This window comes from Ruegeria hyattellae, assembly GCF_041537925.1.
Classification (GTDB): domain Bacteria; phylum Pseudomonadota; class Alphaproteobacteria; order Rhodobacterales; family Rhodobacteraceae; genus Ruegeria_C.
Genome location: NZ_JBGOSH010000002.1, coordinates 632,162 through 652,918, shown reverse-complemented (window position 1 = coordinate 652,918; position 20,757 = coordinate 632,162). Strand labels below are relative to the sequence as shown.

The following is a 20,757-nucleotide window of genomic DNA, read 5'->3' as shown; positions in this document are numbered from 1 at the left end:
AATCTGTCCCGCCAAGCTCTTCGGCTTTGGCGGAAGATGTCGTACGGTCGCCAGTCTGCTATAAAAAAAGGGGGGCGCGGCAGGCTGATCGGGCGAGCCAAGGGCGGTATGAGTACGAAGTTGCACGCCGTTACGGACAGTCTCGCACGCCCGATCCGCTTCTTCATATCCGCTGGGCAAGTCAGCGATAACACGGGGGCCAGGGCCCTGGTGAACAACCTTCCATCGGCTGACTGGCTGCTGGGAGATCGTGGCTACAACGCGGACTGGTTCCACGAAGCCCTGACAGACAAGAGAACAAAGCCTTGCATCCCAGGCTAAAAATCACGCGATAAACCTGTCCGGTACGACAAGCGACGCTAGACTGCGTTGCAGGGATCGGTCGCTCAAAGTACTCCAAGCGATTTTTTTTGTGCCGTGAGCGAAGGTCGATGCCCGATAAATTCAATGTTGCCCGTCGGGACAAGCACAAAGCCCAATAGTATCGAAGGACGAAGTTGAGAAAAATCGCTCATTTTTTGCTGACATCTGGCACGGACGTCACCTCAGATAGCGAGTATCGGATTGGTCAGTTTTGGCCAACCAACAGTTGTAGACAGATTCGAGTTGGGGGGCTAAGGTTGAGGCATTCTGATGAATTCTCACTTCGTTTTGTTTTAGGAATTGTGCCGATGCCCGAGCTGTTTGATATAAATGTTGCTAGGGTCCAAATGACTTTGTGTGCAATAAGCTACGTGAAGGGGACGGGGTCCGACAAGACCCGCCCAAATCCATGCGACATAGAGGCGGAGTTGGCTAAGACTGGTTATGCCACTGGTGGTCAGTGGTCGTTGGTTTGGGGACCTGCCTACAGCGCGTTCGATGACAACATGATGTATCTCGTTCAGCAGGATAACACTTCAAATATTGCTATTGTTATTCGCGGGACAGAAGCCGTGGACATAAAGAGTTGGTGTGAGGATGTGCCAAAGGGCATGTCGGATGTCAGCGGTTACACCCATAAGCAGGCAACTCTTGTTTCTGACGAGTTTGCCGATGCGATTTCACATTTGGCACAGGCAGTTCCCGTAGGGTCCGACGACGACCGCACTCTTGGTGCCATCTTGGATAAACTAGCATCCAAGATGGTCCTGTCAGTCATAGTGACTGGGCACAGTCAGGGGGGCGGGTTGGCTCCGATCATGGGCGCGTGGATCGCCGACAGATTGGCCGCGCAAAAGGCTCATGTGAAGGTTTATGCATTTGCACCACCGACGCCCGGAAATACGGAATTCGCTTCATGGGTGGCAAACGCTCTGGAAGCTTTTCACGTGGCAAACCCTCATGATTTGGTGCCCTTTGGCTATGCTCGGATCGGTTCGGTAATAACAGACAAAGTACCTGTCGAAGTTCCAGAGTTTGTCAGCATTGATGGAGTTCCTTTCCCGCTTCGTCTCGGTATAGATACTGCTGATCTGGCCGTGAAGGCCATTGCTGACCTGAACGATACGTCGTGGGCCCCTGCCGGGACTTCGCACCTATTGCCGGCCGTGGCCGCGCCAACAGATCTGGACTACCTGCAACAGGTCGATGCACAGCACAATTACAACAGCTATCTGTATTTACTTGGAGCGCCACAAACCGATGTTGGGACCAAATCCCCATTGGAAGTCAGGGGCGTTGCGTGAAAACGACTGCAGTAAATCCAGACTTGGAGTAAAGAAATGTCAAGATTTGGACGCTCGCGGTTCTCATGGTTCTTAGGGGTTTTGCTGGTATTGTTCGTCACTGTGGGCATTGCTGTCGTTGTGCCAAAAATACGGGCGTTTCTTGCGCTACTAACACCGCCTGAAACGCGTACTGTGATACTATCCGAAAACCGGGTCTCACTTCAGCAGAATTGGGACGAAACAGGCGCAACCAAATTTCATCACACATCACAGGGGACAGAGACCCTGACCATTCCGCTATCTTGGTTTTTGGCGTTAGAGCAACCTCTGGACAGCCCGTTTGCATTGCTGAACCCTTTTTTAGAAACCGAACTTCTGACTGATTCGCAATATTTGGCGCGGTACGGTTTTCTGCCAAGCGAAAAAAGTGAGAACAACCCACACAACCTGCCGATCGGATTTGCAACGTCACTCTATCAAAAAATTGACGGATTGGTGCGCCAGGATACAGCCATCGGGCTGACCTGCGCTGCATGTCATACTGGAAGCATTACCTATGATAATGTTGATTATCTGGTGAATGGTGGGCCTGCTAACGTTGATCTTGCACTTTTTAAAACGGCAATGGGGGTCACGCTTGGTCAGACTGTTCTAGCTTCAAAATTGCCCGTGCCAAATCGGCGGTTTGATCGGTTTGCAAAACGGGTTTTGGGGCAAAACTACACGTTGGCGGCCAAAGATAGATTGGCGTCCGAGCTGCAATCTGTTGTGGAGGTCAACGCCGCCAGGATTGATTCATTCAGGGTCATCGAAGGCTACGCCCGTTTGGACGCATTGAATCGGATTGGCAATCAGGTTTTCTCAATTGCGTTTGACCAACCCGAAAACTACGTCCCGATTTCGGCGCCAGTCAACTTTCCCCACATTTGGACCACTTCCTGGTTTGATTGGGTGGAATACGACGGGTCCATTATGCAGCCGTTGATCAGGAATGCAGGGGAGGCATTGGGTGTTCAGGCCGAAGTAAATTTCACCGCCCCGTTGAACAAGGGTCGGTTTACATCGTCGGTGCCGATGGAAAACCTGGCCTGGATGGAGGATTTTCTAGGCGGTTCAGCGCCATACCCCAAAAAGGCATTTGGCGGCCTTTTGGCACCGAAATGGCCGGATGCCTTTCCGCCGATCGACCAGAATCTGGCAGCCGAAGGTGCGAAGATCTACCAGGCCCGCTGCAAAGCCTGCCATCTTCCGGCAGTCGATACTCCGGAGTTCTGGACCGGCTCACATTTCAAACCGATCGAATACACCGATGCAAAAACCGGAAACACAGTTGCTACCGCCGAGTCCTATCTTTCCGTTAATATTATTCCGGTTGATTATATGGGAACGGACCCCGCGCAGTCGAGGGTTCTGACCGACCGCATCGTCAATACCAGCGGTGATACTGACATCGTGCAAGATGCAATGGGTTTGAATACGGTTGTCTGTATTCCCAAACCCGGTCGTACCGACGCATATAGCGGTCAGGTAGGTGCCCCAAAAGACGAAGATGAACAGGATACCACCAGTCGAACAGATAACGTGAATTCAAGCCCATTTGAGAACGTAAAAATTGGTGATGGCCCTGGTCTAAACTTTGGTCTCGCTCTCGGAGCTGTCGTACAGGAAGTCAATGATGCGTGGTTTGCAAGTAACTTCATGGGGGACCAGAAACTGGCGATCGAAGGGGATCGACCCAATTGCCTCCAGACCGGCAAAGGCTACAAGGCACGGCCATTGAACGGTATTTGGGCAACAGCCCCTTTCTTACACAATGGATCCGTGGCGACGCTGGATGACATGTTCAAACCGCATAGCGAACGCCTGAAAGTTGTTGAACTGGGTCGGACAGATTTTGACCCGGTGAAGGTGGGCCTGGTGCAGCCGACAGTGGTGCCAGAAACCGGGCAAGCTTACCGGGATGGTTTGTTTTATTTGGACACGACTTTGCCGGGAAACCTGAACACCGGCCATGAATTCTCAAACGAAGCTGGAAGAGGTGTGATTGGCCCTGCCTTCTCGGACCTGGAGCGGCAGCAGCTGATTGAATATCTGAAAACACTTTGAACTTGGATCTTCCGATTCGCCCTGGCCTTGTTGTACAAATCGGTTGCGGGGTTCACTGTTAGAATCCAGCGTGATAGCTGGATGGCATGAGCAGTTGGGCCCTTACGAAGTACACGACCGGAAACTGGCCTTCAAACACAGCACCGAAGCAACGCGGATCACTCTCGAACGGGCTTTCGGGCCAACTGATGCGCAGCCCGTTTTCCCGGCAGAATTTGGCCTGCATTCGTCTGACAGCACCCGTTTATGCCGCCCGAGCCCGTTTCGACTAATCGAGACGGCTCACACTTTCCATATTGTCAAAATCAGCCTGAGACTGATTTTGAGCTCTGACTGAACCACTACCGGTTGATGCTGGTAGGATCGGCGAAGTGCTGCTCTCGGTACTGTAGTACGATATCCTCGGTAGTGACGACATTGGCCGCCGAGAAACTTCACCGAAGCCAAAACTTGCAGCTTCAATTGTGGCTGAGCAACGCGGGAATCTGACGTTGTACTTTGTGTAACAAACGGCCCTTCATCTTGCGCCAGATTCGGAGATGGCGATCTTCGGCGTCAACTACCCGAACATTTGCACGTGGTCAGATGAGAGCTCCCCTCGAAAAATGTTGACTTCGGTTTCTCGGCAGCCCTGCCGGAGGGTGCTGCGCACCCGCAGGCACACCGCGCCGGTCAGCATTTTGTGTCGATACTTGGTCGACCAGACGATATGGTAACGGTGCTAGAAACCGCAATGCTTGCCAGTGTCATATTGCATGACGTTACCCTCGGGAAAATGAGCCGGAGCCAGTCGGTAGGCTCATTTTCCAGAGGGTAAGGCCACATCACGATTCTTTGCGCTCAAGACGATCCGACTGGAAGTCGGAGCGTTTGCTCCATAGCGTGGGTACCAAATCACAATAGTTTCAAGGTCCCTTTGATGTGAATACTGTGTCAGGTAAGAGAAGGGGACAGCCAGCAAATCAGCGCGGGCGTTCGAATACAGCGCAAGCAATAGGGTGCCGGTCTATGTCGTTTCTTCGCCTCGCTCTCGTTTTATTGGCAAGCGCGCTTCCTCTAGGAGTACTAGCGCAGTCTGCCGACGGTCCTGTTTCGAAGCTTTCAGTAGAATTGAATGCTGTTCAGGACGTTGGTGAGGCGTGCCGATTATCGTTCTTAGTAGAAAACCTCACGGCAACGACCATCGATGAAGCGATATTTGAGACAGTGATTTTCGACACGGCAGGTGGTGTTGTAACCCTTTCGCTCTTTGATTTTCGTGACCTTCCGGTAGGCCGTCCACGTGTACGCCAATTTGACCTCCCCGGGATGGCTTGCGACGCTTTGGGCCGCGCACTGATCAATGGCTCAAGTTCGTGTATTGTGAATGGAGCCGAGAGCGGTGTCTGCCAGGAGGCTTTGTTGCTGAGTAGCCGAGTAGATGTGGAGTTGCTTGGATGAACGTGCTGAGTTCGCTTCGTGAATTTCTTGCCCTTGGTGGGCCTGTTGTCGCAATCTTGATCGTCATGTCTGTGCTGACCGTGGCGGTTACACTCTACAAGCTGTGGCAGTTTGGAGCCTGCGGGGTAGGGCGGCACCGGGTATTGTCACAGGCCCTTCAGGATTGGGATGTCGGAGATCGGAGCACGGCTCGTGAGCGCCTCTCAAAGAGCAGCAGCTATCTGGCTCCTATCGTAGCAGCGGCGATGGACGCGCCGGACACGCCAAATTTGGACAATCGTTTGGATGCTGAGGCCGGACTGGCGCTCGCCGGGCTTGAGCGTGGTTTCCGTCTTTTGGATACGATCGCGCAGCTCGCACCACTCCTAGGTTTGTTCGGAACAGTTTTGGGGATGATTGACGCCTTCCAAAGCCTTCAGACCGCTGGCGCCTCGGTCGACCCGTCACTGCTCGCGGGCGGTATCTGGGTTGCATTGGTGACGACTGCCGTGGGCCTCGCCGTGGCAATGCCAACCTCGATGGTTTTGTCCTGGTTCGAAAGCCGTACCGCGCGTGAACGGGTTTTCGCTGACAAGGCGCTGCGGACGGTCTTGGTGCCGGGCCAGCCCATTCAGGAAACGCTAGGTGCCAATCAGCCGTTGGCTGCGCATGGGCATGCGTAATACAGTCCCATTTGTCCGACGTCCGATGTCGATGACTCCGCTCATAGACGTCATTTTTCTCCTTTTGCTTTTCTTCATGCTGTCCTCGACCTTTTCTAGGTTTGCAGAGATCGAATTGAGCAGTGCAGCCGCGGGTGCATTAGCATCGGACAAGCCATCTGAGCGGATATTTGTTCAGATAGGAGCCGAAAGGCTAATTATGAACGGAGCCCCGGCAACGTTGGACGAACTGTCTGCGCAGGTCGAAACGGGGCAGGTTCTGGTTAGCCTGGATGAGGATACGTCGGCACAGCGGCTTGTCGATCTCCTGGTTCGGTTGCGCGGGCGCGAAGGCTTGACCGTGACGGTGCTGGAGTGAGTTCATGATCCGCGCCATTCGCCCAAGCCGCAAACGCGATTCGACAATTCCCTTGATCAACGTCATCTTCCTGATGCTGATCTTTTTCTTGATTGCCGGGACCATCGCACCGCCAATCGACCCCGATTTGGAGCTCGTGGATACCTCCGCACTAGAAGGGCGCGAACCACCCGACACGCTTGTATTAAATAGAGAAGGCGCATTGAGCTTTCGCGGCGTTCCGACCGATCCAGAGACTTTCATGGCGAGTCATGACACCGGACCGGTAAGGATCGTGCCGGACCGCGACGCTTCCGGCCCCCGATTGATGGAAGTCACCGGAGCACTCCGCAAGCTGGGTGCGCCCTCGGTATTCCTTGTGACCGAACAGGCTCTCGAATGATCCGGAGGTCTGCAATCGTCGCCGTAGTGGCCGTCCTTTTGTCGATCGTAATGCATCTTTGTTTTCTCAGTCTTACCGCGGCTAATCTGGATGATCCGCCGGCAGGGGACAGCCCGATCGATGTGGTCGAGTTGAGAAATGCTTTTGAAGAATTTGCGGATGCCTCACCTGAGCCGGTTCAACCGGTGTCTGCAGAGGTTCCCGAGCCTCCGGTTGAAGACACAGTAGAAGCCGACCGGGCAGAAGTTCCCATAAGCGAGGCGCTTGTGGCGTCTGCCGATCCGCAGAGAGTTACTTCACCCGACATTGGGTCGCCTGCGGTACCGCAAGCAGACGCGCCCGAAGCAGAAGTGACGGAGCCTGTGGATCCTTCGAATGCTGACGCTGGTTCGAGCGTGGATACCGCGATTGCACCGGTCAAACCTGAGACACAAATTGAAACGCCGCAAGGGACCCCAGCAGCGAGGAATGATGTTACTGAAGCATCCGACGCAGAAGCTTCAGCAGCCCCCGAGCCGCAGCTGCTGGCCGCCGTACCAGCACCTGACTCCGCTGCGGTCCCGGTTGTTCCGTCAGAGAGTGAGGCGCTCAGAGCAGAAACCTTTGAGACAAATGTCGAACCATTGGAGGATGGCTCGGAAACCGCGACAACAGAAAGTGAAACTCAAGATTCCGAGCAAGCTGTGGCCGTTTCAAAACGCCCGCGTCTTCCAGATCGTAGACCTTCTGCCGAACCAAGGGGCACGCTAAGCGGGTTCAGTAATTTTGACAACCTGCGCAATCCCGAACAAATTGTTGACTCACCACTTACCCTTTTTCAAAGGGATTCCATTGATCCCTTCGCCAAAAGCAGGGACCAAAGCCGGTCCGGCGGACGCGGCCCAGGAAATTCCAACGTCACGAACTATGCAGGCCAGGTTCTGGTTCATTTGAACCGCGTCCCGGTCGTTTATGTGCCGGTCCGTGGGTTTGCCCAGGTGTTTTTTGAAATCAACGCCGACGGTTCCTTGGCATGGGTGGATATCGTGGATAGCTCGGGCTCGCTCGAAATTGAACGCGCCGCCAAGGAACAGGTTCAAAGAGCTGTTCCATTTCCTCTGCCGCCGGGAGGCTCAAGTCGTAAGTTTTCGTTTTATTATCAAAATAGTTGAACCGGGGTCTTATTGCAGGGATCGTCCCATTGCCGAAATCGATGCGGTCCGTAATCTTCAAGGGCTCTGATGGAATGGCCATCCCCTGATCTCTCATCTGATAGGTTTTGGAGATGGCAGCCATCAGGAGGTTAGCAAAATGCCGGATTTGGACATTGTCGGCATGGATCTTGCGAAGAATGTGTTTCAACTTCATGGTTGCAGCACCTTGGGTGAGGTGGTGGTTGTTGCAATCAGCTCTGACGCAACAAACTTCTGTCGTTCGTTGCTGTCCATAGCGCGCCAAAGCAATGCTTCCCACCGCGGATCATAATCACCACTTCATCCAGATGCCATTTGTCCGAGCATTGTGGCTGTGTCGCCCTGACATGCTTCGAACCTGCCTCCCGAATTTACTGACCCACGTCCGGACCGTCTCGTAGCTGACTATGATGCCTCGTTCGGCAAGCAACTCCTTCACGTCAGGCAGGCTGAGCGTATTCCGATGCAAAACCCAGACGGCGAAAGAAAAAGCGGAACGTGGGCCGCGGTAGCCCTTCAAGTGGGACTGGGAAACACAGCTGATCATCGGGCGGCGCTAAGCAGTTGTCGGTGCAAGGTCAGTAATTCGACGATGCCATGCGGTCTGACGTTGTTTTAGTCGTATCGCAATATGGCTAGCTTGCGGCGCGCATCTTCCAGATTATCGAGCCGTTCCTCGTTCAAAAGCTCATCGCGCAGGCTGCTATTGAGCGACTCGATATTTGGCTACACTTTCAAAGCCTTCTCAATTTACTCTCACGGTCGAGACCTTGGTATTCGCTGCTGAAATCCTCTCGACGGTTTCTGGGTCAATACCGGAATCCGTGATCAGTTCGTGTACCTGACTAATTTTGCAAAAGTTACAGAATCCAAGTTCGGAAAATTTGGAACTGTCTGCCACAAGGATAGTTTTTCGCGCCGAAGCGACCATCGCTCTCTTTATGGACGCGACTTCAAGCGATGCATCGGTTGCTGCAGTCGCCGAAACGGCCCATGCACCGGCGATAAGCACATCAACATGCAGTTCCCGAAAGAACGACATCACCAGTTCCCCTGCCAAAAACTGTGATCCCTGACGTACGGTGCCGCCTGGAACGATGACATTCCAGTTCTGAACGCCGGTCGCGAATTGTGCAATATCAAGGCTGTTGGTGATCACCGTCAATGAGAGGTTTCGGCCTGAGGCGGCCCGGGCGGTCTCAAACACGGTGGACGAGCTTTCGAATATCACGCTGTCGCCATCACGAAGGCGTTGGGCGGCGGCCATTCCGATTTTCTCTTTTTCCTGTCGGCGCAACTGGGCGTTCAGATGAGGTTCACGTTCAAATGTGGTTCCCATTTGCTGAACCAGCAATGCCCCCCCATGCGTTCGTTCAAGATATCCTTGGTCAACAAGGTGATCCAGATCGCGCCGGATCGTCGAGTCCGAAGCATCAATGGCCACAGACAATTCAAGAATGGAAGCCGCCCCATTTGCGCGTAGATGATCCAGTATCAATGCTCGTCGTTTCGCGGGAACAATCTCGGTCCGTTTCGCCATTTAGGTATCTCCCTGTTCGTGCACCGCGGTCATTGCGAATTACCAGAGTGTATATCCGCAATCCACCGGTAGAACGGCCCCGGTCACGGCACTAGCTGCATCCGATGCAAGAAACAGGATCGTGGAAGCTATTTCGTCGACTTCGGCGACACGCCCCATGGGTGTATTTTCCATCCAGACCGGAAACAGCGTATCATCCGTAAACCCATCACGTGACATAACTGTATTGACATAAGTTGGTGCAACCGAGTTCACGCGTATGTTGTATTCAGCCCATTCCGCCGCCAGAGACCGGGTCATGTGATGCACAGCTGCCTTTGCCGCGTTGTATTGCGTCTGCCGCTGGGGCTTGTTCGAGATCAGCCCGGACATTGACCCCAGCGTGACGATACTGCCGCCGTTCTTCTCTAACATGCTGCGCCCGAATTCTCGGCATGTCCAGAAACTGCCGTTCAGGTTGACATCCAGAACTTTCAGCCAAACCTCGTCCGCCATGTCCTGACTTGCTGTGTCCGGCCACGCGATCCCGGCATTTGCCACAAGAATATCGACACCACCCATTTGCCCGGTCAGGTCTGTCGCAATTTGTGACACATCCGCAGAGCGGGTCACATCCAGAACTGAAGTAATCACAGAATAGCCTAGCCTCTCGATCTGTGTCTTGGCGTCCTGCAGCAATTCTGCATCAATATCCGTAATCGCCACCTGTGCCCCCGCTTCTGCCAGCGCTTTGGCCGAGGCCAACCCGATGCCGCGCCCACCGCCAGTCACAACTGCTTTGCGGCCATCGAGACGAAATTTCTCAAGATACAAAGTACTGTCCTTTCAGTTTCTGGTTGATTTTACGGCTTGCCTTTGCCCCAGCACCATTAGACACCCCGCGGAAAAGGTATCGCCCAATCCGATGGTCGCACGGGGCCGCTGCAGATACGGTGTCGCAACGCTGACATAGGTCCAGCCTCCTGGCAGTGTCCGACTGGCGAAAGGAGGATCGTGAAATCGTGCGCCCACAGGCAGGCTGACAACTGACGTAGGCTGGCCGCGTTCAGCACGCGCCGCCGCAAGCAAGCTTGCAAAAATCAGTGCGTCTCTCTCGGCATTTGCAGCATTGCGCGAGACGCTGGCCGCCCATTCGTCGGCATGAACACACAGTCGGGTCACACCCAGCCGGGTTGCACAGGCCAACATCGTCTCGGGGGTTGCTGCACTGTCTCCCGAAACGTCAGGGAATTCCGCAGCGCTCATCCCGATCGACGTCGCAATCACATTCGCCCGGTCCAGTACGCTGGCAAGAGCATCCTTATCACAATACCCACCGAGCTCGAGATGCAGCAACTGGATTCCATTTGCGCGCCACGTGGCTGTCAAAGGTTCCAGATACGCAAGCTCATTCGAAATCCGATCAACGGGGACGCTTCCCAGGCCACCGACCAGAGCCACCGTTTTCTGCCTCAGATTGGCAGAAAAATGCTCGAATTCCCTGTCTCGCTCTAGTCCGGGGTCGTCAAATCGGACGATGATACGGGATGATCTTGGAATGGGCTTCGCCGCAATCGTTTCTCCGGCAGAGAACTCGAAAATAAATATCTCGGGTTCGGGTGGCGCAGTCGGTGACAGGAATCGCCCTTCCACCATTTCCTGTTCCAATGCCAGATGAACCCCTGCGGGCAAAATGGTTAACAGCCCCTCATAGCGTTTTCCAAGGGCTACCAAGGCGGGCGCACCAATCGCCGACAGTGCCCAAGCGGCTTGTGGCCCGGTCCCCCCGATTGCCCGTTGGACAGGAAGGCGGTCGCGCAACCAGCGCGGTCCGTCGGCCCAGTGGCTGCGGATTTCGCCACCCTTTCCCATTGACGCGCGCGCAAGTAGCGTTTCGAAAAACGCTTTGGCCGCCTCCGAACCGCTGTCCGGTGCAATTTCACTCAAATCTTTCAGGCGACAGATCGCATCCACGCAGGCATTCGAAAGGCCTAAGACGACAGGCGCGTTGGCGGCGTAGATGGGCGCATCGGATGCGGCGCTCTGATACAGGCCGTTCCAGAAATCGGTATCCGTCTGCGCCTCCGACACGACGATTACCGCTCTGTTCCGGGGGCGTCATACAATTGTGTACCCTCCGTCGATGGGCAAGGTGATACCGGTAATCATCGAAGCCCAATCTGACAGCAGGAACACGATTGGTCTGGCAATCTCGTCTGTGGTTGCCCACCGTGCCAATGGCATTTGGCTGAGGAAAGGTTTCGCCACATGTGGCTGAGTCCAGTGATCGCGGGAAATATCCGTTAAAACGACCGTCGGATTGACGCTGTTCACACGGATTCCATGCTGCCCGAGTTCCAGTGCTGAAACCCGGGTGATACTGTCCAGCGCCGCCTTTGAGGCGGCATAGGAGATATGCCCCCAAAGGGCGACCAGTGCGGCCTGGCTGGAAATGTTTACGATCGAACCGCCTTTCCCCGCGGACACCATGGATTGCGTGGCATATTTGGTGACCAGCAGAGCCCCGCGCGTGTTCACCTCGATAGCTCGGTCAAACACATCCATATCGGTGCTCATCGGGGTGGCAATCTCGCCGCCAAACCCGGCCGAGTTCACGACCCCCCAGATTTCGATCCCGGTCAGCGCATGGGCAACACTATCTTCCTGTTCCAGATCGAAAGAGATCGTTTGGCACCCCGTCTCATCCGCGAGGTTGGACAAGGCGCCTTCATTGCGGCCGTGGGCCAGTACTTTGGCGCCATACTTGGATAGCTGGCGGACGACTTCTCCTCCGATGCCTCCGGTCGCGCCGGTTACCAGTATCGTCCGGTCGGTCAAATTCAGGTCATTGTCCAATGCTGTGTCCTCCTGTGTTCCAAGTCATGCCAACCGATCCCCGTTCAGATCGAACAGATAGCTGCGGCTGTCCGTCATTCCGACGCGCACCAAGTCACCACTTTTCAGGCGGTTTTGTCCGTCCATACGGATCGTCAGGGTTTCCCGACCGTTGCTCAGGTAAACGAACGTGTCACTGCCCAATAGCTCGACCAATTCAGCATGTATCGCCAAACTGAAGACATCTTTATTGACTTGGACATGTTCCGGCCTGATCCCGAAACAGACCGGCTGCCCCGGTTGCGCGGCGGTTTTCAACCTGATCTTGACCTGTACACCAAAGTCCAGATCGACCAGAGCCTGATCATTGTCGATTTCCGATATTCTACCCGAGAGGAAATTCATAGCTGGCGATCCGATGAAACCGGCGACAAAGCTGTTTGCCGGGTCGTCATACAGTTCCAGCGGCGTTCCAACTTGCGCCACTTCGCCCTTGTCCAGAACAACGATCCTGTCGGCCAATGTCATGGCTTCGGTCTGGTCATGGGTTACATAGATGATGGTCGACTGTACCTGATGCCCCAATCGCCCGATCTCGGCGCGCATCGAAACGCGAAGGGCTGCGTCCAGATTGGACAGAGGTTCGTCAAATAAAAACAGGTCCGGTTCTCGCGTCATGGCCCGGCCGATGGCCACACGTTGCCGCTGCCCCCCGGACAGTTCACGCGGTTTTCGTGACAGGTACTCGCTCAGTTGCAGTTTTTGCGAAGCGGCGTCAATTCTCCGCGCGATCTGGTCCCGCGCCATCCGCGCCATTTTCAGACCAAACCCGATATTGCGATAGGCATTCATATGCGGGTAAAGCGCATAACTCTGGAATACCATGCCGATCCCACGCTCTTTCGGGCCCAGATCGGTTGCGTCTTTTCCATCTATCAGGATGGTTCCGCTGGTTGGTTGATCCAATCCCGCGATCATTCGCAACAAGGTTGACTTGCCGCAGCCCGACGGTCCCACGAGGACAACAAATTCCCCGTCTTTAATATCCAGAGACAAACCCGGAACCACCGTCACCGTACCAAATTTCCGTACGATATTTTCTAACCGGAGCGAGGACATCGGTTCATCCTTTCAATGCGCCAGCAAGCAGCCCGCCGACAAAGGCACGCTGAATGACAGTGTAGAGCAGAACCAAGGGCAGCGCGATGAGGACAAGGATCGCGAACAATGCCCCGGGGTTGGCCATATAGAGGCCGGAATACTGCATCGGAACAATGGTCAGTGTCTTCATTTCCGGCTTGGTCAGAATAATGAGCGCCAGAAAAAACTCGTTCCAAGTGACAATGAACTGCCAGATGGCGACAAAGGCAATCGACGGTCGGATGATCGGCAAAGCGACGTGCCAGAATGTCTGCCAATCCGAACAGCCGTCAATCCGCGCCGCATCAAACAGCTCGGTCGGGGCATCGTCCAGAAACGCCTTGAGTATGACGATCGCAAACGGCACGCCGAGCGCTGCGTAAGGAAAGATCAACCCGAGATAGCTGTTCACCCAGCCAAAGTGGCGTATCAGAATCGCCAGCGGTAGAACCAGAGAAGCGATCGGTACCATCAGCGTCGTCAGAAGAGTGACATAAAGCACCGACGAACCGCGGAGTTTCAGGACCGATGCGCCATATGCAAACAACGCTGCAACAGAGACGACAATCAGGACTGTGGACACCGTCACGATCATGCTGTTGAGGAATATGCGCGTCAGCGGGTTGTCATGCAAAACGAGTTGAAAATTGTCGAACGTAACCGGCAGGGTAATCAGCGCCGGGTCAAAGGCCTGTCCAGGCGACCGCAACGACACCGAGAACATGTAGATCATCGGCACCATCCAGAAGGCCAGAACAACCAGCAGGACGAAATGTATGATCAGGCTGCGCAGTTTTGTCGGCAAGGTCACGTCTCCTTCGCCAGTGTCAGTTTGGTGCCCAGCCCGATGATCTGAACCAGTGAAAAGACCAGTGCGATAACCAGCACAATCACCGAAAGGGCAGATCCTCGCGCAACGTCGTTCACGACGAAGCTCTCTTTGAAGATGAAGGTACCAAAAACCTCACTCGCACGATTTGGCCCGCCGCCAGTCATCAGGTGAACGATCGGGAAGGTCTGCAGGGTCCCGAGTATACCCAGCAACAACAGTGATTTAGTGGCCGGTGACAACATTGGTACAACAATGAAGACCGCTAGCCTCCAGCCCTGCGCGCCATCGACCTTTGCCGCATCCAGAACCTCACCAGGAAGATTTGCAAGCCCGGCAATATACATGAGCATCGAAAACCCGGTCCATTGCCAGATATTCACGACAATGAGAGCATAGATCGCCCGCTCGGGGTCACCCAGCGGCGACGTCGACATCTGGATGCCGATCAGTCTGAGATACTCCTGCGCGATGCCGTAATAGGGCGCATAAATATGAACCCAGACGATGCTGACGACAGACACCGACGTGACCACGGGCAAAAAGAACATGGTGCGAAAGAAACCCTTGCACCGCCGGGTGTGTTGTTCGATGAAATAGGCGATCAGCCCTCCGATCAGCATCTGGACAGGGATCGTGATCAGCGCCCAGATGGCCATATTTGCCGAAGCGGTCCAAAATATTCGGTCGGACAGGACCGACTGGTAAGCCTCAAGGCTTACTTTTGTATCCAAGGGGTTGGAGAGGCTTTCGCCGATCACCCAGACAATCGGGTAGGCGACGAACAACATAAAAAGAATGACGGCGGGAAGCGCGAACGAGTAACGGGGCATGTTGGTTACTATACCGAAATGGCGTCGTTGTGCAGAAGGGACGCTTTGACCATTTGTCATTCCGGCTGCCCCATATTGGCCTTGCACTCGTGCGGGCCGACATTACAGCGCCGGCCCGTGGTTCTTGACGAAACTAGTTCAGCTCATCAGCCACTTTCTGGACCGCTTCCAACGCGGCCATCGGCTCGAGTGAGCCAGCAGCAACCCCGGACAGAGCGTCTTCGAGCGCCTGGGAAATCTTCGGCTGGGCGAAACGCTGGTTTTCGGCCACCGGCAGTTCCGACATGAATCGGTCATACAGACCAAGCACATGGTCCGAGACATCCCCTTGTGGAGCGTGCCCGTCAAACGCGGGCAGGTCGTTGAGGTCATTTAACGCCTGCTGAAGTGCGACCCCATTTGTCAGCTCGGCCAGGAAGGTCCAGGCGGCGGGATTGTCCTCGCCGTTTTTGGTCAGACCATATCCGATATCAATGCCACCGACTGGCGGGCTGGGCTGTGATGATCCAGGAACCGGCGGCAGGTGGAAGTAGTCGAACCCGCTCATGTTGTCGACATCCTGAGACAACGGGGGCGGAAACTTGCTTTCCTGCATCCACCAGGATCCAAGGGCCATCATTCCGACACGCCCCTGCGCAAATAACTGAGCGCCTGTCGGATACGCATGCGCGCCCAAGGCGCCTTCCTGGAAAATCCCATCGTCAAACAGACCCTTCCAGGCCGTCATTGCCGAGACCATCTCATCCGAGGTCCACGACGCTCCACCGGCTTGTGCCCGTTCAACGATGCCCGGTGAAAACTGATTGGCGAGCATCAGGAACACGTTTTTGTTCTGCCAGCCATCAGCCGCACCCTGAAACATGGGGATATGCCCGGCGTCGGTCAGTGCGGCTGCGGCGGCTTTCAACTCGTCATAGGTTTGCGGTGCGGATAGTCCGACCTCGTCAAAAAGCCTGCGGTTGTACCAAACGGCAAGAACCTGGGACTCCTGAGGCATGATGTAATAATTGTCATCACCCTCCGGGTTACCCATCAGCATCTGGTTGCGATTGATCGGAAAGATCTTGTCTTGCCAGTCCGCACCCCATTCTGCCTCGGCCTTTGCATTGATCGACGCAAGGTCCTCGCGGTACTGCTGAGTCAGAGACCCCGGCTGCAGGCCGATGACATCCGGTAGGCTGCCCGACGCAGCAGCGGCCTTCAGCGCGGTAATGTATTCCGGCGAATAGTTGTAGTACACGTATTCGACGTTGATATCGGGGTATTTTTCCTCAAAAGCGGCAACGGATTTCTCCATTGTGCTTTGCACGAACCAAGACCAGACTGTGACGTCCTGTGACTGGGCGAGTGATCCGCCTGCCGATAGGGCAAACACCGTGGCACTGCACATAAGTGTGGCAATTGATTTCATTAGTACGCTCCTCTTGTACCCGTTGGTTGTTCCTCTTCATTTGGCGCCCTTTAGGAGCACTCCTTCCGTTATGTTGTAGTCGTCCTCAATAGTCCTTGTCGGTTTGATGCCCAGCTCATTCAGTTTTGAATGGTAGGCTTTCACGGCCTCTTTGGCGGAGATGTTTCCGTCGGCGATAGCACGCATCAAAGTGATGAATTCTCGCTGGGACTCCGCTTGATTGATCTTGCGACCAAACAGAGCGACCCTGGCACCGTAGCGCTCGGATTGTTCCAACAGCTCGAATGAATCGCGCGTGGTACCTGCCGCTCCACCCAGAACTCCTACCACAATTTCACTGTCAAATTCTGCCAACTCTTCCATGGCTGCTGGACCGTTGAACGGGATTTTGAGAAACTCCGGTCGATCTGCCTTCAATACCCCAGCCAGCGATCTCAACACGCAGTCATTCAGGAACTCGCCGATCTGCTTCTTATCCAGTCCACAATCGATATTTGGATTGAATACTTCGTAGAAATAGTGAAACCCATTCTTGGCCGCGTCTTCTCTGAAGTCGGCGAAAGCCTGAAGCGAGGCGAGGTCCGCCTCAAGATCATTGAGAAACGTGATCGAATACAGTCCGAGATCGGTTCCGGTAATCTTCGCACCGGGATTCGGATCAGTTCCACCATGCATCACCCGGGGCAGGCTTGCGGAGCGAAATGGGCGCGAGCCATAAGAGGTGTATCGCCCGTGCCGGACTCCGCCCCAACAATCCGTTGCATCGTTGGCGCGAATTGCCGGTTTGACACCGGTGTTCTTGAATACGCCCCTGCCTGCCAGTATCTCAAGGTTCGATGCCGACAACAGCATGATGTCGACCACGTCCTGCTCGATTATATTCTCGATTTGGCTCAAAAAATCCTGACGGGATCGACGCCGGTACCCGCTGCCATCCTGCATGAAACCGGTTCCGGTAACACCAGATCCCATATCAGAATCTTTCGCGTCGGCGAGTATGAAATCACCTGACCGATACGACCCGCTTTTAATCTTATTAAGCTTTGTCTCAAGTCTCATTCCTGATCTCCATCCCACCAAGAATGCACGGCTTGTCGAGAGAATATCTTTCAAAACACTCCATAATCGATCAATAACGGCCAAATGGAAAATTTGTCAAGGGTTTCCAAAAAATCCCAAAGCCGTCAAGCCGGAGTAGACCAACGACAATCAAGCCTGAAAAATTCAGTTTCTGATGCTGAGTGACCGGGTTGCATGGATCAGGCTTGAGGCGAATTTGCCCCATGCGGGGTCGAGTCCGGGTGGGGGCGAAATCGTAGCCTAAGCGATCTGGGTCACGATTTTGGTCATCTGTATTCGGCCGTGAACAAGATATGGGCCCACACGAGCGGTGAAATGTGCGCCAGAAGCACTTCAGGTCTTGCTAGCCCGGCGTTCTTTCTCTGCCGGACTGCCTTACCGAGGCGGCGACTTCGTTTTCAGGAGTAGTATCATGGATCATACGATCGAGACGCTGGAGGACATCCTCACGCAAGTTGTCCCCGACACCGGGATCTTTCATTTCGAGCAGGTCAGATAGGACTACAAGCCAGTTAGTGCGTGCGACGCAAGCCTGTGTCACCGTCGAAGAGGTGTGATTTGCCCGGCTGAATCGAAAACTGCATCATGGTGTTCTTACTACTCAAGACATGAACACCCGGCAGGCTGGCTGTGAAGCCCTCATTTGTGTCGACAAGTTCGCAATGCAGGAGCGTGTTTGCGCCAAGCGGTTCGGCCAATTTGGCGCGCACGCGGATGGCTCCGGTGTCCTCGGCGATCAGATGCTCTGGGCGGATGCCAAATTTGACAGGGCCGTCTGGTCCAGTGGCCTCGACGATGCGTTGATGGCCCGAGGTGACCCAACCGTCCTCGATTTCTGCATCCAGGATGTTCATCGCCGGGCTGCCGATGAATTGCGCGGCAAATAGCGTGCGCGGGGTCTCGTAGACTTCGAGCGGGGTGCCGATCTGCTCGGCCACACCGCCGTTCATCACGATCATCCGGTCCGCCATGGTCATCGCCTCAACCTGATCATGGGTCACGTAAAGCGCCGTAATACCCAGTTTTGACTGAAGCTCTTTAATTTCAAGACGCATCTGAACGCGCAATTTGGCGTCAAGGTTCGACAGCGGTTCATCAAAGAGAAACACCGCCGGTTCACGTACGATGGCGCGCCCCATTGCAACGCGCTGACGCTGCCCGCCCGAGAGCTCTCTGGGTTTGCGATCCAACAGTGGTTCAAGTTGCAGCAATCTGGCGGCATCAAGCACCTTGGCGTCAATTTCAGCCTTCGGTAGCCTGGCGATCTTGAGACCGTATCCCATGTTTTGACGCACCGACATATGCGGGTAGAGAGCGTAATTCTGAAACACCATCGCGATATCGCGGTCCATCGGTTCCTTGTTGTTGGCGCGCTCGCCTCCGATCAAAACGTCTCCGGAAGTCACCGTTTCCAATCCTGCGACCATGCGCAATAGGGTCGATTTACCGCAGCCCGACGGCCCGACGATAACGATGAATTCGCCATCAGCGATGTCGGTAGAAACGTCGTGGATCACCTCGGTGTTGCCAAAGCTTTTTTTGATATCTTGCAGGGAAACCGTGGCCATCTGTTATTTCTCACTATCGACAAGGCCGCGAATAAACAGCCGTTGCATGCCCACCACAACGATCACCGGCGGGATCATTGCAAGGATTGAGGTCGCCATGATCGTTGGCCAATGGGCAAAGTCATCGCCGCTTGGGAACATCTGTTTGATACCCATCACGATCGTGTTCATTTCCGGGTCCGTCGTGATCAATAGCGGCCAGAGGTATTGGTTCCAGCCGTAGATAAAGAGGATCACAAAAAGAGCGGCGATGTTTGTGCGGCTCATCGGAACAACGATATCCCAAAAGAACCGCATCGGGCGGGCGCCGTCTACGCGGGCCGCTTCTGCCAGTTCATCCGGGATGGTCAAAAAGAACTGCCGGAACAAAAACGTCGCCGTGGCGGAGGCGATCAAAGGAAATATCAGGCCGGAATATGAGTTCAGCATGCCGAAGCCGGCCACCACCTCGTAAGTGGGTACGATACGCACTTCGACTGGTAGCATCAGCGTCAGGAAGATCAGCCAGAAAAAGACGCTCCGACCGGGAAACTTGAAATAGACAATGGCAAATGCCGACAGAAGGGAAATGATGATTTTGCCGACTGCGATCCCGATCGCCATGACGAGGCTGTTAAACAGCATTGTTCCGACCGGCACATTGATGCCCGAGAACAGCGCATTCTTATAGTTGATCCAGAACTGATCACCCGGCCACACCGGCATGGGTGGTCGGATGATGTCCGACTGGGTCACGGTTGAAGCCACGAAGGCCAGCCAGATCGGAAAGAAGATCACCAGCACGCCAAAGATCATAAACACATGGGTGAGCCACAGCCCCTTGCCACGCTTTTCGACCATGCCGTGTATTTCGCGTGCCATCAGTAATGCACCCGTTTTTCAATGAACTTGAATTGCAGGATGGTCAGCAGCCCCACCACGATCAGCAAGATGACCGACTGCGCGGAAGATGATCCGAGATCCTGGCTTACGAACCCGTCCGAGTAGACTTTGTAGACAAGGATCGTTGTTGCCTGTTGCGGCCCGCCCCCAGTGATCGTGTGGATCACGCCGAAGGTTTCGAAGAAGGAATAAACGATGTTGACCACAAGCAGGAAGAAGGTCGTGGGCGACAAGAGCGGCAGTACAATAGTCCAGAACCGCCGCCAGAAATGCGCGCCATCAATGGCTGCGGCCTCGATGACTGATTTTGGGACTGCTTGTAGGGCCGCGAAGAAAAACAGGAAGTTATAACTGATCCGCCCCCAGGCGGATGCAACGACAACAAGGCCCATTGCCTCTGTCCCGTTCAGCACGTGGTTCCAGTCGTATCCCAATTGCCCCAGATACCAGGACACCACGCCGACTCGGGTATTGAACATGAACAGCCAGAGCACACCTGCAACGGCAGGAGCCACGGCATAGGGCCAAATCAGTAAGGTGCGATAAACGCCGGACCCTTTGATCAAGCGGTCCGCGATGACGGCAAGAAACAGTGCGGGGATCATCGAGCATAGCGTGACCAGGATCGAAAAGATCGCAGTGGTCACAAACGATGCGCGATAGAATTTATCTGATAGCAGAAATTCGAAATTTCCAAGGCCCACATACTGCATCGACAGGCCAAAGGGGTCCGGTATGAAAAGCGATTGCCAGATTGCCTGTCCGGCCGGATAGAAAAAGAACACCGCTGAAATTACGACCTGAGGCGCAATCAGCAAAAGCGGCAACAGCCAGCCACGAAACTTAACCCGTTTTTCCATCAAACCCCTCGGCAAAAAAAGTGGACCGTTT

Annotated in this window: 20 protein-coding genes and 2 pseudogenes; 8 read left to right on the top strand and 14 right to left on the bottom strand. The window is 54.6% G+C overall.

Going from position 1 to position 20,757, the window contains the following annotated elements; genetic code table 11:
- Window positions 1-60 precede the first annotated feature (60 nt).
- From AB1E33_RS06935 to AB1E33_RS06925, 3 genes and pseudogenes are all read left to right on the top strand, one after another.
- Window positions 61-318, top strand: a pseudogene (locus AB1E33_RS06935) (transposase); the annotation flags it as partial.
- A gap of 302 nt (window positions 319-620) precedes the next feature.
- Entirely contained in the window at window positions 621-1,667 is a 1,047-nt protein-coding gene (locus AB1E33_RS06930; RefSeq protein ID WP_372576522.1) for a lipase family protein, read from the top strand.
- A 36-nt stretch (window positions 1,668-1,703) separates the two neighbouring features.
- Window positions 1,704-3,755, top strand: a complete 2,052-nt coding sequence (locus AB1E33_RS06925) for a di-heme-cytochrome C peroxidase (protein ID WP_372576521.1) — start codon at window positions 1,704-1,706, stop codon at window positions 3,753-3,755.
- Between the two features lie 559 nt (window positions 3,756-4,314).
- Here AB1E33_RS06925 and AB1E33_RS06920 read toward each other — a convergent pair.
- Window positions 4,315-4,434: a hypothetical protein gene (locus tag AB1E33_RS06920; protein WP_372576520.1), complete on the bottom strand. Its 120-nt coding sequence runs from the start codon at window positions 4,432-4,434 to the stop codon at window positions 4,315-4,317.
- Window positions 4,435-4,763: 329 nt separating this feature from the next.
- On the opposite strand from AB1E33_RS06920, the gene AB1E33_RS06915 reads away from it, so the two are divergent.
- Genes AB1E33_RS06915 through AB1E33_RS06895 form a run of 5 tightly spaced genes read left to right on the top strand, consistent with a single transcriptional unit; the run spans window position 4,764 to window position 7,748 of the window.
- Complete coding sequence (locus tag AB1E33_RS06915; RefSeq protein WP_372576519.1) at window positions 4,764-5,195, top strand: hypothetical protein; 432 nt, start codon at window positions 4,764-4,766, stop codon at window positions 5,193-5,195.
- The gene (locus AB1E33_RS06910) at window positions 5,192-5,857 is read left to right on the top strand and encodes a MotA/TolQ/ExbB proton channel family protein (protein ID WP_372576518.1); all 666 of its coding nucleotides are present in this window, start codon (window positions 5,192-5,194) and stop codon (window positions 5,855-5,857) included. Before AB1E33_RS06915 ends, AB1E33_RS06910 begins: the two co-directional genes overlap by 4 nt.
- On the top strand, window positions 5,844-6,215 hold the full coding sequence (locus AB1E33_RS06905) for an ExbD/TolR family protein (RefSeq protein ID WP_372576633.1): 372 nt from the start codon (window positions 5,844-5,846) through the stop codon (window positions 6,213-6,215). Before AB1E33_RS06910 ends, AB1E33_RS06905 begins: the two co-directional genes overlap by 14 nt.
- A gap of 4 nt (window positions 6,216-6,219) precedes the next feature.
- Window positions 6,220-6,597 (top strand): ExbD/TolR family protein, encoded by a 378-nt coding sequence (locus tag AB1E33_RS06900; RefSeq protein ID WP_372576516.1) that lies wholly within the window; start codon window positions 6,220-6,222, stop codon window positions 6,595-6,597.
- Window positions 6,594-7,748: an energy transducer TonB family protein gene (locus AB1E33_RS06895; RefSeq protein ID WP_372576515.1), complete on the top strand. Its 1,155-nt coding sequence runs from the start codon at window positions 6,594-6,596 to the stop codon at window positions 7,746-7,748. Before AB1E33_RS06900 ends, AB1E33_RS06895 begins: the two co-directional genes overlap by 4 nt.
- 639 nt (window positions 7,749-8,387) lie before the next feature.
- Here the strand turns inward: AB1E33_RS06895 and AB1E33_RS29645 are convergent.
- The 13 genes and pseudogenes from AB1E33_RS29645 to ugpA form a co-directional block, all read right to left on the bottom strand.
- Window positions 8,388-8,489, bottom strand: a pseudogene (locus AB1E33_RS29645) (integrase core domain-containing protein); the annotation flags it as partial.
- A 25-nt stretch (window positions 8,490-8,514) separates the two neighbouring features.
- A complete protein-coding gene (locus tag AB1E33_RS06890) occupies window positions 8,515-9,309 on the bottom strand; it encodes a DeoR/GlpR family DNA-binding transcription regulator (RefSeq protein WP_372576514.1) in 795 nt (264 codons plus the stop codon).
- Between the two features lie 39 nt (window positions 9,310-9,348).
- Entirely contained in the window at window positions 9,349-10,122 is a 774-nt protein-coding gene (locus AB1E33_RS06885; protein WP_372576513.1) for an SDR family NAD(P)-dependent oxidoreductase, read from the bottom strand.
- Window positions 10,123-10,134: 12 nt separating this feature from the next.
- Window positions 10,135-11,379 (bottom strand): ADP-dependent glucokinase/phosphofructokinase, encoded by a 1,245-nt coding sequence (locus tag AB1E33_RS06880; protein WP_372576512.1) that lies wholly within the window; start codon window positions 11,377-11,379, stop codon window positions 10,135-10,137.
- Between the two features lie 27 nt (window positions 11,380-11,406).
- Window positions 11,407-12,144, bottom strand: a complete 738-nt coding sequence (locus AB1E33_RS06875) for an SDR family oxidoreductase (protein WP_372576511.1) — start codon at window positions 12,142-12,144, stop codon at window positions 11,407-11,409.
- A gap of 24 nt (window positions 12,145-12,168) precedes the next feature.
- Window positions 12,169-13,242, bottom strand: a complete 1,074-nt coding sequence (locus tag AB1E33_RS06870) for an ABC transporter ATP-binding protein (protein ID WP_372576510.1) — start codon at window positions 13,240-13,242, stop codon at window positions 12,169-12,171.
- A gap of 4 nt (window positions 13,243-13,246) precedes the next feature.
- Window positions 13,247-14,068 carry a carbohydrate ABC transporter permease gene (locus tag AB1E33_RS06865; RefSeq protein ID WP_372576509.1) on the bottom strand — a complete coding sequence of 274 codons (822 nt, stop codon included), beginning with the start codon at window positions 14,066-14,068 and terminating at the stop codon, window positions 13,247-13,249.
- Window positions 14,069-14,070: 2 nt separating this feature from the next.
- Window positions 14,071-14,925, bottom strand: coding sequence for a carbohydrate ABC transporter permease (locus AB1E33_RS06860; RefSeq protein WP_372576508.1), 855 nt, complete (start codon window positions 14,923-14,925; stop codon window positions 14,071-14,073).
- A 133-nt stretch (window positions 14,926-15,058) separates the two neighbouring features.
- On the bottom strand, window positions 15,059-16,336 hold the full coding sequence (locus AB1E33_RS06855; protein WP_372576507.1) for an ABC transporter substrate-binding protein: 1,278 nt from the start codon (window positions 16,334-16,336) through the stop codon (window positions 15,059-15,061).
- A 36-nt stretch (window positions 16,337-16,372) separates the two neighbouring features.
- Window positions 16,373-17,395 (bottom strand): hypothetical protein, encoded by a 1,023-nt coding sequence (locus AB1E33_RS06850; RefSeq protein ID WP_372576506.1) that lies wholly within the window; start codon window positions 17,393-17,395, stop codon window positions 16,373-16,375.
- A 533-nt stretch (window positions 17,396-17,928) separates the two neighbouring features.
- Window positions 17,929-18,984, bottom strand: a complete 1,056-nt coding sequence (locus AB1E33_RS06845) for an ABC transporter ATP-binding protein (RefSeq protein ID WP_372576505.1) — start codon at window positions 18,982-18,984, stop codon at window positions 17,929-17,931.
- A gap of 3 nt (window positions 18,985-18,987) precedes the next feature.
- Window positions 18,988-19,824 carry a sn-glycerol-3-phosphate ABC transporter permease UgpE gene (ugpE, locus tag AB1E33_RS06840; protein WP_372576632.1) on the bottom strand — a complete coding sequence of 279 codons (837 nt, stop codon included), beginning with the start codon at window positions 19,822-19,824 and terminating at the stop codon, window positions 18,988-18,990.
- Between the two features lie 20 nt (window positions 19,825-19,844).
- Window positions 19,845-20,726, bottom strand: coding sequence for a sn-glycerol-3-phosphate ABC transporter permease UgpA (gene ugpA / locus AB1E33_RS06835; RefSeq protein WP_372576504.1), 882 nt, complete (start codon window positions 20,724-20,726; stop codon window positions 19,845-19,847).
- Window positions 20,727-20,757 lie beyond the last annotated feature (31 nt).